This window comes from Virgibacillus proomii (assembly GCF_018916875.1).
Lineage (GTDB): Bacteria > Bacillota > Bacilli > Bacillales > Amphibacillaceae > Virgibacillus > Virgibacillus proomii_B.
Map to the genome: position 1 here is coordinate 437,742 of NZ_JAHLNO010000004.1, position 15,580 is coordinate 453,321.

7 protein-coding genes, 6 tRNA genes and 2 pseudogenes are annotated in these 15,580 nt (G+C 35.7%); 14 read left to right on the forward strand and 1 reads right to left on the reverse strand.

The window, feature by feature from the left end:
* Window positions 1–757: 757 nt before the first annotated feature.
* The 14 genes and pseudogenes from KQI21_RS03340 to KQI21_RS15985 form a co-directional block, all read left to right on the forward strand.
* Window positions 758–2,383 carry a Na/Pi cotransporter family protein gene (locus KQI21_RS03340; protein ID WP_216482613.1) on the forward strand — a complete coding sequence of 542 codons (1,626 nt, stop codon included), beginning with the start codon at window positions 758–760 and terminating at the stop codon, window positions 2,381–2,383.
* A gap of 129 nt (window positions 2,384–2,512) precedes the next feature.
* A complete protein-coding gene (locus tag KQI21_RS03345) occupies window positions 2,513–2,734 on the forward strand; it encodes a hypothetical protein (protein WP_216482614.1) in 222 nt (73 codons plus the stop codon).
* A 285-nt stretch (window positions 2,735–3,019) separates the two neighbouring features.
* Window positions 3,020–3,094, forward strand: a tRNA-Asn gene (locus tag KQI21_RS03350).
* 5 nt (window positions 3,095–3,099) lie between these two features.
* A tRNA-Met gene (locus KQI21_RS03355) sits at window positions 3,100–3,173 on the forward strand.
* Between the two features lie 20 nt (window positions 3,174–3,193).
* Window positions 3,194–3,269: transfer RNA gene (locus tag KQI21_RS03360), tRNA-His, on the forward strand.
* A 22-nt stretch (window positions 3,270–3,291) separates the two neighbouring features.
* Window positions 3,292–3,365, forward strand: a tRNA-Ile gene (locus tag KQI21_RS03365).
* Between the two features lie 11 nt (window positions 3,366–3,376).
* Window positions 3,377–3,469, forward strand: a tRNA-Ser gene (locus tag KQI21_RS03370).
* A 52-nt stretch (window positions 3,470–3,521) separates the two neighbouring features.
* Window positions 3,522–3,597: transfer RNA gene (locus KQI21_RS03375), tRNA-Phe, on the forward strand.
* Window positions 3,598–3,997: 400 nt separating this feature from the next.
* Window positions 3,998–4,213, forward strand: a complete 216-nt coding sequence (locus KQI21_RS03380) for a hypothetical protein (protein ID WP_216482615.1) — start codon at window positions 3,998–4,000, stop codon at window positions 4,211–4,213.
* 196 nt (window positions 4,214–4,409) lie between these two features.
* A complete protein-coding gene (gene sodA, locus KQI21_RS03385) occupies window positions 4,410–5,021 on the forward strand; it encodes a superoxide dismutase SodA (protein ID WP_216482616.1) in 612 nt (203 codons plus the stop codon).
* A gap of 660 nt (window positions 5,022–5,681) precedes the next feature.
* Window positions 5,682–6,560 (forward strand): MurR/RpiR family transcriptional regulator, encoded by an 879-nt coding sequence (locus KQI21_RS03390; protein ID WP_216482617.1) that lies wholly within the window; start codon window positions 5,682–5,684, stop codon window positions 6,558–6,560.
* 378 nt (window positions 6,561–6,938) lie between these two features.
* Window positions 6,939–8,207 (forward strand): MFS transporter, encoded by a 1,269-nt coding sequence (locus tag KQI21_RS03395; RefSeq protein WP_216482618.1) that lies wholly within the window; start codon window positions 6,939–6,941, stop codon window positions 8,205–8,207.
* Between the two features lie 385 nt (window positions 8,208–8,592).
* Window positions 8,593–10,641, forward strand: coding sequence for a peptidoglycan D,D-transpeptidase FtsI family protein (locus KQI21_RS03400; protein ID WP_216482619.1), 2,049 nt, complete (start codon window positions 8,593–8,595; stop codon window positions 10,639–10,641).
* A 1,763-nt stretch (window positions 10,642–12,404) separates the two neighbouring features.
* Window positions 12,405–12,473: pseudogene (locus KQI21_RS15985) on the forward strand (recombinase family protein); the annotation flags it as partial.
* 1,220 nt (window positions 12,474–13,693) lie between these two features.
* Here the strand turns inward: KQI21_RS15985 and KQI21_RS17025 are convergent.
* Window positions 13,694–15,360 (reverse strand): annotated as a pseudogene (locus KQI21_RS17025) (IS1634 family transposase).
* Window positions 15,361–15,580: the final 220 nt, after the last annotated feature.

The following is a 15,580-nucleotide window of genomic DNA, read 5'->3' on the forward strand; positions in this document are numbered from 1 at the left end:
TTTATATGTTTAAGTAAGTTAAATTTAATGCCAACTATGTTGTTATATTTAAAAAGGTTGCTCAAATCGACAAAATTAACATAGCAAACTTTTTCCTTGTCTGTTTTAATCTATACATATGTAGTTTAAGGAAAGTTCAGCAAAGTTATTACAATTAGATTTAATCGTACACTTTTATGGCTATTATCTCTTCACATAATCTATCCATGGTTTTATGAAGAAGATTATAATTGTCGATTTATGGGTAATCTATTAGGAATGTTGTTAACAATTAACCTGTGGTGGTTAGTTACCTATTCCGCATTTAAAATGCTGTAAGGTAACACTTCAAAAATAGTGAATACGTAAGAAATTTTAGAGAGATAACGGCGTCTAAATACCCGATTCATTGACAGGATAAGAAATAACCACGACAGCGATACTTCGACGCAGAAAAAGTGTACTTCTTTTTCAAGGACAAGAAATAACCACGATAGCGATCATCGCACACAGAGAAAACGCCTTCCTCTTTCAGGGACGCCTGAAATGTTATCGTTGTTCTACTTCTAATCAGTGAAGAAGAAATCCCATTGAATGAAGGTTCTCTTTAGCCACATTGAGTTTGAAAAAAAGCGTTTGTTCGTATAAAAAACAACGCTTTTTTTCGATTGTAAATTTAATGTTAAATATAATTATAACTCCTTTACAAAAACTTTATATATACTTAATATTGTTATGGTGCGACAAGATTCAACATAAAGAAGGGTAGGTATACATTTTGGAAATTGATGTTCAAAAACTGATTTTTGAATTTATTGGTGGTCTCGGTATTTTTCTTCTAGGTATTAAATACATGGGTGACGGATTACAAAAGTCAGCAGGTGACCGCTTACGAGATATATTGGATCGTTTTACAAGTAATCCATTTTTGGGTGTGCTCGCAGGTATTATTGTTACTACTTTAATTCAAAGTAGTTCTGGAACAACCGTATTAACTGTAGGTCTTGTTAATGCAGGCTTTATGTCATTAAAGCAAGCTATTGGGGTTATAATGGGGGCAAATATTGGTACAACTATTACTGCATTTATTATAGGAATTGATATTAGTGCCTATTCTTTGCCAATTCTTGCTGTAGGTTGTTTCTTACTGTTTTTCTTTAAAAGTCAGAAAGTTAATGCTATAGGACAAGCAGTTTTTGGTTTTGGAGCGCTATTCTTTGGTTTAGAATTAATGAGTAATGGTATGAAGCCGTTGCGGAGCTTAGAAGCGTTTCAAGAGCTAACAGTTAGTATGAGTGATAATCCCATCTTAGGTGTAGTGATTGGTACTGTATTTACTTTAATTGTACAAAGCTCAAGTGCAACTATTGGTATTTTGCAGGGCTTATTTTCTGAAGGAGCAATAGAATTAAAGGCAGCACTTCCTGTTCTATTTGGAGATAATATTGGTACGACCATTACTGCAGTTCTCGCCTCCATAGGTGCAACAATAGGTGCTAAGCGAGCTGCACTTACCCATGTTATATTCAACTTGGTAGGAGCAACAATCTTTCTTATTTTTTTGGGGATATTTACAAGTTTTATTACCTTTTTACAAGGTCAGTTTCATTTGAACCCTGAAATGACCATTGCGTTTGCTCACGGGACATTTAACATAACCAATACGATTATGCAATTTCCATTTATTGGTGCTTTAGCTTGGCTGGTAACCAAAATTATACCAGGTAAAGATTCCATTATAGAATATAAGCCAAAGCATTTGGATCCCATATTCATTCAACAATCACCTTCTGTAGCATTAGATCAAGCTAAGTCTGAGTTAGTGAGAATGGGTGAGTATGCATATAAGGGTTTAGAAGAGACCAATAAATATTTAAATACTCATTTGATTAAGCACTCGGAGTTGGCAATGCAAATCGAAAGTGCGTTAAATAATCTTGATCGAAAAATTACTAATTATTTAATTGAATTATCTACAGAATCACTGTCTGAATTAGAAAGTGAAAAACATTCTTCTATCCTTGATGCAGTTCGTGACGTTGAGCGAATTGGAGACCATTTTGAAAATATTGTTGAACTCATTGAATATAAAATCTCTAATAAATTATACTTAACAGATTATGCGAAAGAAGATCTTAATGAAATGTTTGAGTTAACGATTTCTACTGTTAAGCAGGCAGTTTACGCCATTCAAGAAATGAACCGTGAAGAAGCACTTTCAGTTATTCAAAAAGAGGATCAAATCGATAAAATGGAGCGGAAATTTCGAAAAAAACATATTATTCGTATGAATGAAGGGATTTGTAGTGGATCCGCTGGAATGGTATTTGTAGATATTATTAGTAATTTAGAGCGAATCGGTGATCACGCAGTAAATCTTGCTGAAGAAGTTCTTGGCGAGTAGTGGATAAAATTAAATTACGGTACTATTTCACTTTTTTATCTATCTAAGGTGACATACGACTCCTACTTCAAGTGTGATAGAAAATCCGAAGAGTCCAAGCGGGAGATAAAGACATTTTTACCTGATTCATTGACAGGACAAGAAATAACCACGACAGCGGTACATCGCACGCAGAAAAAGTGTACTTCTTTTTCAAGGACAAGAAATAACCACGACAGCGGTACATCGCGGTTTTTTAAGGACAAGAAAAGCTTTGGCAGCAATACATCACAACGTATTGAAGAAAAGGCGTTTTTTAAGCATATTGTGATTTTAGTCTTTGTTCCACTTCTAATAAAAAAATCCCACTGAATGAAGTTTCACTTTATTATAAATTTACATCGTTCTAATTAATTAGAACGATGTAAATAATTCATTTTGGTGGGTGATTAATTCTAATTTTCTAATTTTAAATTAAGTCTTGAAATCCATATAGAAAGATGCTATAGTAAATATTGTCGTTTTAAAGCAATATATAAATGAAATACATATATAATAGTTTGTTAAGATTTTGTAAAAAAAGATATTGACAGAAGTTGTTGAACATGGTAAATTATATCTTGTCGCTATAATTTAAACAAATTATAGCATGCCCGTTCCACAGTAGCTCAGTGGTAGAGCAATCGGCTGTTAACCGATCGGTCGTAGGTTCGAATCCTACCTGTGGAGCCAAAAATGGCGGTGTAGCTCAGCTGGCGAGAGCGTACGGTTCATACCCGTGAGGTCGTGGGTTCGATCCCCTCCACCGCCACTTAAATATCAACTTGTATGGCGGTCGTGGCGAAGTGGTTAACGCACCGGATTGTGGCTCCGGCATCCGTGGGTTCGATCCCCACCGGTCGCCCCATTATATTAAAATTATATCAAACGGACCCTTAGCTCAGTTGGTTAGAGCTATCGGCTCATAACCGATCGGTCGCAGGTTCGAGTCCTGCAGGGTCCACTAGTCTATTTGGAGGTATACCCAAGTCTGGCTGAAGGGATCGGTCTTGAAAACCGACAGGGGTGTAACAGCCCGCGGGGGTTCGAATCCCTCTACCTCCTCCATACATATAGTGCGGTTAAGAAGTAGAAAATCAAATCAATTTTATATTCTGATGGCTCGGTAGCTCAGTCGGTAGAGCAAGGGACTGAAAATCCCTGTGTCGGCGGTTCGATTCCGTCCCGAGCCACCATTTTTTAAACAAGCATCTGCTTGTTTTTTTATTGTCTGGCCAATTATACCTGTTTCTACATGGCGGTATTTTGTAAAAAACATCGTCTGTCTAGGTCAAACGCTCAAAGCGACTAGCAAACTTCAGTCTTCTCCTTTAGATAAGTCAACATTGGTTCCTTATCTAAAGGAAGACCGAATAAAAGCGGGCGTGTCGCTCAGAACGTCGGCATCTCTCTGTTTTAGAGACATGTTTTCTTTATCCCAAATGTAAGGCTCTGTATCTTTCTCATCATATTGAGAAAACGGTCCTAAATTCCCGATTCGTTTGGGTTGACAGGACAAGTAAGACTTCTTGAATAAGCATCGCGGTTTTCAAGGACAAGAAAAGCTTCGACAGCGATACATCGCACGCAGAAAAAGTGTTTTTCTTTTTCAAGGACAAGGAAAGCTACGACAGCGATACATCGCACGCAGAAAAAGTGTTTTTCTTTTTCAAGGACAAGGAAAACTACGACAGCGATACATCGCACGCAGAAAAAGTGTTTTTCTTTTTCAAGGACAAGGAAAACTACGACAGCGATACATCGCACGCAGAAAAAGTGTTTTTCTTTTTCAAGGAGAAAAGCACTCTTTGAAAGAGGTCTCACTTTATCCCGTCGGAAATTTTCCAGTTTGTACATGTCTAAACAAGTGTTCTTTATACATCTTAGTCGTATAGCATTTGTCAATGCATATAATTTGCAACACTAAAAAACCTTTGGTAGGCTTGATTAAAAGGGTGATATTAGATCCTTTTTAATTAAAATGGATTTATTAGAGGAGGAAGGAATAATGTCAAAATTTGAATTACCCGAACTACCATATGCATACGATGCACTTGAACCTACAATCGATAAGGAGACCATGAACATACACCATACAAAGCATCATAATACGTATGTTACAAAATTAAATGACGCTTTGGAGGGACATGCAAACCTTCAGAATAAATCATTAATGGATTTAATTAGCAACCTAGATGCTGTACCAGAAAGCACTCGTACTGCTGTAAGAAATAATGGCGGTGGACACGCTAACCATAGTCTTTTCTGGAAGATTCTTTCACCAAATGGTGGCGGAGAACCAACTGGCGAGCTTGCTGATAAAATTAACGAGACTTTTGGCAGTTTCGAAAAGTTTAAAGAACAGTTCGAAAGTGCTGCAACTGGACGTTTCGGTTCAGGATGGGCATGGCTTGTTGTAAATAATGGCAAATTAGAAATAACTAGTACACCAAACCAAGATTCACCATTAATGGAAGGAAAAACACCTATTTTGGGCTTAGATGTTTGGGAGCATGCTTACTACCTAAAATATCAAAATAGACGTCCAGAATATGTTTCTGCATTTTGGAACATCGTTAACTGGGATGAAGTTGCAAAAAACTATAACGAAGCAAAATAAAGGACGTTATAAAAGAAATAAAAAGTCACCGATAAGGTGGCTTTTTATGTTTCGTTAAGAATCAAGTGGATTCAATAGGATTAATAAAACTTTTATCACGTATCTAAGAGCCGTAAGACTCCCACACGGTGTGATAGAAATTTACGAAGAAGTCTAAGCCAGAAATAGCGCCGCTTAAATTCCCGATTCGTTCAGGTCGAAAGAACAAGGTACGCTTCGAAAGCGATATATCGCGCTTTTTTAAGACCTGCGATTTTAGCCTCTGTTCTTGTCTGGAAAACGATATCTGCTTCTATTTGAGTGGTCACTAGCTTCGTCCAGTTTAGGTGCTGGTGCTCCTAGCAAGCTTCACTCTTCTTTCTATGATAAGTCAACATTGGCCCGAATTTAAAGGAAGGTCGACTAAAAGTGGGCTTGTCGCTCAGGCGTCGGCATCCCTCTGTTTTAGAGGCATGTTTTCTTTATCTCATCAAAGTTCTCCAGTTTGTCGTTACTAACTGATCGCCTGTTTTTTGTTCTACTTCTTATCAGCAGGAAGAAAAAGCGAACTGGATAAAATTTTAATTTATAACTGGATACTTTTAAGCAAGATAGATTGATGTAATTTTTTATTATTCATATAATAGAATAATGACAGTAATTAAATAGAAATGAGTTGATATGATGGCGACAAGTGGCGGTATAGTAATTCTTACAGAGATGCTTTCTTCACTTCCACCTTCTGAAAGAAAAATTGCGTCCTATATTATAAATAATCCAGAGGAAGCGTTGACCTTGACAGCTGTTGAGTTGGGGAAGAGAAGTTCAACCAGCGGAGCTGCTGTTATTAGACTTTGTAAATCATTAAACTTAAAGGGATTTCAAGATTTAAAGTTAAGAATAGCAGGAGATCTCCATAAAACAGAAGAGGTTGGATTCAGAGATATAGAGCCTAATGAACCTTTACTTTCTGTTATTAAGAAGATGACGAATAATAGCATTCAAACAATTCGGGAAACTGCTGAATTATTAAATGTTGAACAGTTGCAAAAAGTAGTAGAAAAAGTGAAAAATGCAAAAAGTCTTCACTTTATTGGGGTCGGCGCTTCCAGTATAATTGCACAGGATGCACAGCAAAAATTTTTGCGAATTAATAAAAATGCATATGCATTTACGGATATACATATGGCAGCAACCCAGGTTGCCAATACAACAAAGGAAGATGTAGTTTTAGGAATTTCTTTTTCCGGAGAAACTGTAGAAGTCGCTAAGATTCTTCAATTAGCGAAAAAAAATAATGCTACCACGATTAGTCTGACTAAATATGGGAAATCTTTAGTGACAGAAGAAGCAGATTTAAAATTATACACTTCTGCAACTAAAGAGCCTACCTTTCGAAGTGGCGCAACTTCATCTCGTATCGCCCAACTTCACGTAATCGATATTCTGTTTATGTCAGTAGCATCATTACAATATGATGATACAGTTGAGCATTTGAATGCAACTAGAGAAGCGGTAGAGTTTTTATCTAAAAAAGGTAAACGCTCTAATCGTAACTGATTAAAAGAGATAAATGACACGTAAAGGTGTAATATATGGTTAATTTTAGCAGAAGAAAGGATTATACGAATGAAAACTTGACAGTAGAATTACGAGGTAGTAAACTGTGATTTTTCTTTCCTCTAATTATTAGTTTTGTGGTCTGAAATGGACAATTTTTATATTGTAGCTTACATACGTAATTACATATGGCTTATGGAATGGAAATATATTGCTAACTAATGAAAGCATAATCTAAATAGAAAATAATTGAAGTTATTTATGTTGTCATTAATTTAACTTGCTTCATATATAGAAATTAATCAATTCTATCGTATGTTTGTATATCTGATTCGTATTTGTTCAAACTAATATTGACTTGAAAAAGGGGTATCAGATATGCAGAAAATCCATGCAATTAATCGCCATATGAATATAAATAAAGATCTTATTTTATTACTTCTTATTGGAGGTTTATACTCACTAGGACTATTTCTATCCAACACGTTTGTCAATATTTATCTTTGGAAGCAATCAGGAGATTTTGTTACAATTGCAGTCTATAACTTAGCAATCTACACCTTTTTACCAATTACTTTCATTATAGCTGGAATATTAGCGAAAAAAGTTGATCGAATCATTGTGTTACGATTGGGGGTATTTTTTTTATCGCTCTTTTTTTTAAGTGTGCTTGTAATAGGTGAAAAAGCTGCTTATTTCAATTTCATGCTTGGAGGTCTTTTAGGAATTGGTTATGGATTTTATTGGCTTGCATTTAATGTGTTGACCTTTGAAATTACAGAACCAGACACACGTGATTTTTTTAATGGTTTTTTAGGAATATTACAATCATTTAGTGGTATGGTCGGTCCTTTACTCGCTGGAATGATTATTTCAAAAATGAAGGCTAATATTGGTTATTCTGTTATTTTTACTGTTTCATTCCTGATGTTTATTTGTGCAGTCATTATTAGCTTCTTTTTAAATCAGCGTAAGGCAGAGGGAAGCTTTCACTTTCGCAGAGTGTTTGCAGAACGGTTCCATAATAAGAACTGGAAACGGATTCAAAATGCCCATATTTTTCAAGGATTACGAGAGGGAATATTTGCGTTTATAATTGCGATTTGGGTGTTTTTAATTACCCAAAGTGAATTTGCACTAGGAATGTTCAATTTAGTATTTTCTGGACTGTCGCTTATTTCTTATTTTGTTGGCACGAGAATGATTAAGCCTTCTTTAAGAAAAAAGGCAATTTTACTTGGCGGTTTAATTCTCTATTTTTCAATTGCAATAATTATTTTTAACATTAGCTATATACAGTTACTTATTTATGCCATTTGCATTGGTATTGCTTATCCTATTTTGACAATCCCATATGTTTCATTAACATATGACGTAATTGGAAAAGCATGGAGAGCCAAAGAATATCGAGTAGAATATATTGTAGTAAGAGAGCTATTTGTAAATATCGGCAGGATCATCTCCATTTCAATATTCTTAATTACACTTTCGTTTACTTCAGCAGAAGTAATCATTCCTTATCTGTTAGCAATTTTTGGTGCAGGGCACGTCATTATTTATTTCTTTGTGAAAAATATATACTTGGAAAGCGAAACAGGTAAACAGGTTTTAATTAAGGAACAGTTAACAGATGATAAAAACAGATAGAAGTAATTGTATTAGAAAAGCTTGGCTTGTCGCCAAGTCTTTAGCGAAAGCTGTAGTTTTTCTTATACTATAAACCCTAAGTTTTATCCTTTTCTATAGTATAAAAAAGATAATAGATCAGTTTGAACGATGAATTGAGCGATATAAAAAAATAGATGAATTGCGTTGCTAGAAATGATATAATAAAGTGAAACTTCATTCCGTACTCTTTTTTTCATGGAATGTTAGTACTACAAGGGTATGACCTAAAGGCCTTTAAACGAATCGGATATTTAGGTCACCGTTACCTCCATAAAGATTGACTGTATGAAAAGAGAATCATACGGTTCTTAGGTGTGGGGTAAATAAAGCATGGTAAACTGTAACATTATTTGGGGGAGAGAATATGAGGAAAAAAAAGAAAAAGGAACAACTTCCCTTCCGTGTTAACATATTATTTTTTATCATTTTTCTAATGTTTGCTGTACTGATTTTGCAACTAGGTATCGTGCAAATATTAAATGGTGAAGAATATCAAGAAGAAATTAATCGAACAGTGAAAGATACGACAAAGGTTCCTGTGCCTAGGGGGAAAATTTATGACAGCAATCATCAAGTTGTTGTCGATAATAAGCCATTATATTCCATTACGTATACACCACCAAAAGGAACACAAGCGGAAGATCGTTTAGAATTGGCAGAGAAGCTTGCTAAATTTATCTCGATGGATAGTGAAGAATATTTAGACACTATTACTGAACGTGATAAAAAAGAATACTGGTATTTGAAAAATAATAAAGAAGCAGATAGCCGGTTATCAAAGAAAGAAGCAGCTGAGCTAGATAATGCGAAACAATATAAAACAATTTTAAATCGGATTACGAAAGATGAAGTAGCTCATTTTTCCAAACAACAGTTAGAAGTTATTGCGATAAAAAAAGAGTTGGACAAGGCATACTCCTTAACACCGCAGATTGTCAAAAATGAAGATGTAACTGCGGAAGAATATGCTCAAGTTTCTGAGCATTTAGCTGAGCTTCCGGGAATAAACGCTACAACCGACTGGAATAGAGATTATCCTTTTAAAAATTCAATTAAAAGTTTGCTTGGATCGATTACTTCTCAAGAACAAGGTATTCCAGCTGATAAAGAGGAATATTTTCTAACAAGAGGCTATAGCCGTAATGATCGAGTAGGAAAAAGTGGACTGGAGGAATATTATGAAGATATCCTTCGTGGTCGTAAAGAGCAAATACAATATACGACATCAAAGTCCGGAGAAGTTGTCGGCACCAAAACAGTAGTTGAAGGCAGCCGAGGAAAAGATCTTGTATTAACCATCGATATGGAATTTCAGAAGGAAGTAGATAAAATTGTTCGGGAAGAGTTAAAAGCGGCGGTACCAATGAATCCATATCTAAAAGACGCACTTGCAGTTGTCATGAATCCTAAAACTGGGGAACTTTTAGCTGTCAGCGGTCAAACGAGAGACGGTAATAAGTATAAAGATGCTGCGATTAAGACCATTTCCGACGGGAATCGTCCCGGGTCGGTAGTAAAGGGAGCAACTGTGTTAGCTGGCTTTGAGTCGGGAACGATTTCACCAGGACAAGTTTTCGTTGACCGGCCAATAAAGATTAAAGGTACACCAATAAAAGGATCATACAGTAGCAGTATTGGTGCAGTTAATGATGTTACTGCATTAAAACGGTCCTCTAACGTGTATATGTTTTATATTGCACTGAAAATGGGGGGAGAAAATCGTTATCCATTTCCAAATAGTGGAAAAGCAAGTTTTAATCCAGCTGCTTGGCAGGAAATGCGAAATTATTTTCAACAATTTGGTTTAGGAGTAAAAACCGGTATCGATTTCCCTTATGAAAGTGTTGGTTATCAAGGTCCTTCACTTCCTAGAGCGGGGCTTTTAATGGACCAAGCTATCGGCCAATATGACACGTATACGACGATGCAATTAGCACAATATGTTTCCACCATTGCGAATGATGGTTATCGCGTGCGCCCGCGCTTTTTAAAAGAAATTCGTGAACCTGGTCGTTCTGATAAACAACTAGGAAAAGTATATCGAAGTGAAGATACAGACGTATTAAACCGAATTGAAATGAAACAGTCGTATATTAAACGTGTACAAGAAGGATTTAAGCAAGTTTTTCAAGCTCAAGGAGGTACGGGGTACTTACATTGGTCTGGTAAGGATTATAAACCAGCAGGAAAAACAGGTACGGCGCAAAATGCAATTTATCAGGATGGTAAACAACTTGCTGAAACGGAGAACTTGTCCTTAATCGGCTACGCACCATATGATGATCCTGAAGTAGCGTTTGCGATAATGGTTCCTAATACATCACCTAGTAGGGGAAATGCTATTAACCATAAGATTGGCACAAAAATTATGGATACGTATTTTGATTTAAAAAAAGAGCGTAGTGAAGAATAAACCTTATATACCAAGGGTTTTCCCTCTTTGCTCTTATAAAGCAGAGAGGGCTTTTTCATGTCCAAATCTGGAATTGAATACCCTTTGAATATCCCAAGTCAAAATTTCATGTACTTCTGGAACATCTCGGCTGTTTCCGCCTTCGCTTCATCGGTCACATGAGATTAAAGGATTTATAATTATTCAGCAGTCCCTAATTAACGAACGAAGCAGTAAATAAGAATGGGGTTCAAGACGTTTTTCCTAAATATCGCGATTGTAGTGCTGCTGGATGAAATGGAAAAATAACGGTGCGGAATGATAGACGACTCTGACTAGGGGCGTCTTTGTTCTGCCAGTTACAATAAGATATTACGTAATATGTAATACATTTATGAAAGAGGCTTCCGTAACAAAAAAAGACCAACAGCCGGTGAGAGCTAGGTACCCTATCGGTCTTTTCGATTAATCGTGCATTGCCGATTCGTTGCTCACTCGAAATGCGCAACGATTTCTGAAAGGTTATGTTTAGTAGATCTTTACTGGTGGGAGTAATTAGATCAGCCCTTAATGATAAAGACTTTATGTTAAATACAAAGAAAGACGCGGGTATCTATTTTTATCCCTGTGACTAATTAACAAAGTCTTTGATTTAAATATACTGAAGTCTGTAACATAACATGTATTACGTAAGATGTAATAGTACCAGGTAATCACGAAAAAGACCGACAGGCTGTGAGGTTTATCGGTCTTTACGATTATCTTTTATCAAGCCTTTGCTGATGAGGCTAGGCTCTTTTTCTTTCAGTTTTAGTTCCTTCTCTTTTAGATTTAGCTCATCGGCCTTTCAAGCTATTCGCTCGGTGCATCTCGATGCGTACGTCGTTTAGTGTTGGTGTGAGCCCCGGTACATCGTGGTCGAAGAGCTTTCGCCCCATTCCACTTTTAAAAAATTCTGGCATAATGGGTTTAAGTATTTTAATGCGACGCTAGTGAAATCATATAATAAAAAAATCGACCACAGTTCCAGCTGTGGCGATAGATACCCATCCTTCTGATAGGGGATTGGCGTTATCTAATCTGAAAAGAAAAAATAGCGACACGACTGCGATTAACGCTATCTATTAATTTATTAATATCACACGGGTAGAGCGCGTAGGTTTCTATAAAAGGTTTTGAAGAAACGTAAAATTTTAAAATAACGTGCAGCGTGTCGATTCTATCATTAATTGAATGAAAGTGTATTACGTATTATGTAATAGGGCGAAGTAACAGGAAGTTTGAACAGGATGGGGTTTGCATAAAATATTACCTATTATGGAATTGGGGTGAATAATAGGTGCCTATAAACAGGTGAAGAAATCATCATAAAGTGTCAGGAAGATATGTCATATAATTACTACTCCGGCACACAAAAGGTGAAGAATGATAAAGTATTACGTATGATGCAGCAGGAAATGGTTTTGCGATTGTTGTATATAGAATACGTATACAATTATCTATTACATATTATGTAATATTACTTCTTAATATAAAGTGATAATAAAAAACCTCTCCATATTCCGTATCATGAGATAAAAATATGTCATATGAAATAAAATAGAAATTATTTATTACTATCATGTAATCATACTATGTAATACTATTTCTGATTTATGTCACATGATGGTATTACGTCGAAATAAGATTTGGAACAATTAAATTTCACTCTTATCATTAGAGAAGTCATACCAAAAAAATTTTCCAGGCAACAAAGAGAACACGCTATGAATTTGCTATAAAGTTATTCTTATAAAGAAGTAGAAGCTATGACAGGAATTTCAAAAAGTAAACTGATTAGAGTAAGAAATTAAAACCGTACATCGACCAGCAAAATGAAAAAAATGTTACGTTTTCCGTGACAATAAATTAGAGGATTTGCTAATATATAAATAGATACAACGAAGTCCTAGGCGACGAATCTAGGGCATTATAAAGATCAACCAAGGGGCCTCGACGCAGGGTTCCTATTATATTATTTATAGGCGTTCTCTTATCGTTGGGGGGACGTAGCTAACTAATAAGAAAAATATGGTTGAAGATAACCCATTATTTACAAATTGATCTTTTCCCCTTGCTTAATAAAGCAAAGCGAATATACTAAAACTCGGCATGAGAGTATGGTCCGGTATTTCGGTGCGTCAGGCGATAACTGTCTGGTTTTGAAAGGTGAGACGGGTTTGTCTGCTGAATAAAAAAAGAGAACGAGGTTGCGAATAACAATCCATATCTATCATATACTGCACAATGTACCGAATACTATACGCACGAAATATCTAATTATTTATGCATGTGGTACAACACTCCTTATTTTATGCATACCGTAACGTAAATTACGCATAGGATATACGCACGCCATCATTCATCTGATGCACATAACCTATGTGTTTACAATATGTCGTATAGCATACGTATATCGTGTGATATTTATATAGACATCAGATGGGCACCAATAACTCGCGCCCCGCAATTCACACAACATACAGCATGAGATACGTACATAATACGTACATTTACACGGTTTAACATTCCGTGCCGGCATTTATGCTTATATCATTTCATATAAGATTCGCATACCGTGTAACATTCCATGCAATAGTACGTCATAACGCATCGCATACGCACCAGATGCCGATAGGATATCACAATAAGTATCTATTTCCGTATTTATCAGTGAGTTATCCGGTGCGTAGATGATGTTATATACCATCAGCTGTGGATTTAAAATAAAGTCGCGACGTTTGTAAAAAAGTTGCGAAGCTTTACCTTTTTGGATTTTTTATCTAAAGGCGTGTTTCTTGTGTAAAGGACTTACTTAATTAAGTAGTTCAGTGTACTGAATTTATAGAAATAATTGAAATGAAATATGTAGTTTGTGAAGAAAAACACTTAAACTAACTGGGCAGGATTGTCCAATAATAATGAGTAAATTATACTCTGATTTTTGCAGTTAAAGTGATTAAAAAACAGCCTTGAACTCCCATGAATGTAGGGTTTTTGGCTGTTTTTATTTGTCGAAAAGTTGTAGTGTGATTCACCCTTTTTTGAAGATCCCTAATTTTTTTTAATTTCTCCTAATGACAAGCATTTTTTTCCTAAACCAATTTCCAATTCCTTTTCGATTTCAGCCAACACCTTATCATAATAATCAAACAGATAATAATTTTCCTGTATATGGCTATAGGACACCTTCCTTAGACTATCAAGTATGGCAGTAATGGAGTACTTCCCCTTCAATTGGTGCTCTAATAATCTTGCGATGACAAGCGATACAAAACAAGTTAAGAAATGAGCTTCGATGTGTTCTTGCCTTGAAAGATAGACCGGTCTGCTTTCTAAATCACTTTTTGTTACTTAAAAGATACTTCAATTTTCTACAGTCCCCTGTACAGTTCGACAATCCGTTCATCGGATTCCTGATATTCACTGGTTATAATGGCGTAGTAGCCATCCAATTCTTCTTCCTTCTCAACTTTCCTCATCAAAATGCAACGAATGTTTTGCACTGTCAAGTATCTCGCCAGTTTTGGAATCAAACATTAACTTTTTCACATATTTGGAAGCTCCGAACGCTGTTGCTCTTTTATATTTCGAAGGATTGGTAATAAGATCCTAAGCTTTTTCTAGTGCGGCTGCACGATCAGATTTTGCTTTCAAATCATATTTTCTACTGTAAAAAATGACTTGTTTTTCATCTAACTTTTTGCGGTCACTGTAATCTCTTTTGGATAGAGCCTAGATTTTATTTTGAAATCTTCCCCGATAGAACGATAACCAGTTTGATCAAGTACATAATCTTTGAATTTCTTGTTTGCGCCACAGATGGAATAACTTAGGATATATCCATTTTTGGCCGAGAGGGTATACCAGAAATTATCTCCAGTGGTAGGCTCCTTTATCTGCGACAACGGTTGTTTTTTCCAAGCATTGGAATCAATGTTTGTTTATCTAGCGTGTTTCCTGTATAGAGTCCATATGAAATGGGAATGCCATCTGTATCCATGAACAACCCCATTTGTACGATGGGATCGGGAGGGTGTTCTTTGAAAACCCCTTTTCTTCTTAATTTATCTTGTTCATCGATTTCAAAATAATAATTCGTCAAATCATAGTAGACTAGGCTTGTGTCGCGACCCTGCTGTTTCTTGATTCATTCATGAATCCATAGTTGAAGAGTGTCCTTATGTTTATGGAAAAAGGAAAGACAACGATAGAGGTCATCTAATGAAAAGACCATTTTCTTAAAAAATATTTCTTTGTTCTCATATGTTTTCCTTTTGGATGCAGGGTAAAGCAGTCGCGCAAACACAAGCAGCTTCATAATGCTGTTGGCATCGTAATCATTTTTGGGTGGCGCTGCCTATTAATCAGAAAGGTATGAATACCAAGTTCATGATAGATCTTGCTCAGTTTCGCATAGCCCAAATTTTTACGGTTTATCCCATCGGTTTGAATGCGTTCTCCTTTGTCAATACTGAAAGTAATGGGTGAACAATCCATGTCCTGTTGCTTATTCATTCGTTGGATTTCTTCTGTAAAAAAGGTAATGGGGTCCTCATATTGCTTTTCCAAATCGTCTAGGTAACCAAGAGATTTAATGTTTTTGATCGGGTTGTTTTAGTGACCTTATCACGGTAGCTATGTACTATTAATAAATATATTCTTCCCAGTTTTTTTATTTTTCATTTTTCGAAGATACATATGACTTCCCTCACGATATCAAAAGCCTTGTAATACCTATATTATACTATATTACTCCATATTAATTTACTTATATTTGACAAAAAAATATAATAAAAATACCCGAAACCATTAATACTATCAACGGTTTCGAGTTATGTGATTATTATAGGTGCTGCAAAAGTAGGGGAGTATTATTGAGACTTAATTATATCGTAATATTTATTTTAAATTTCCTTGT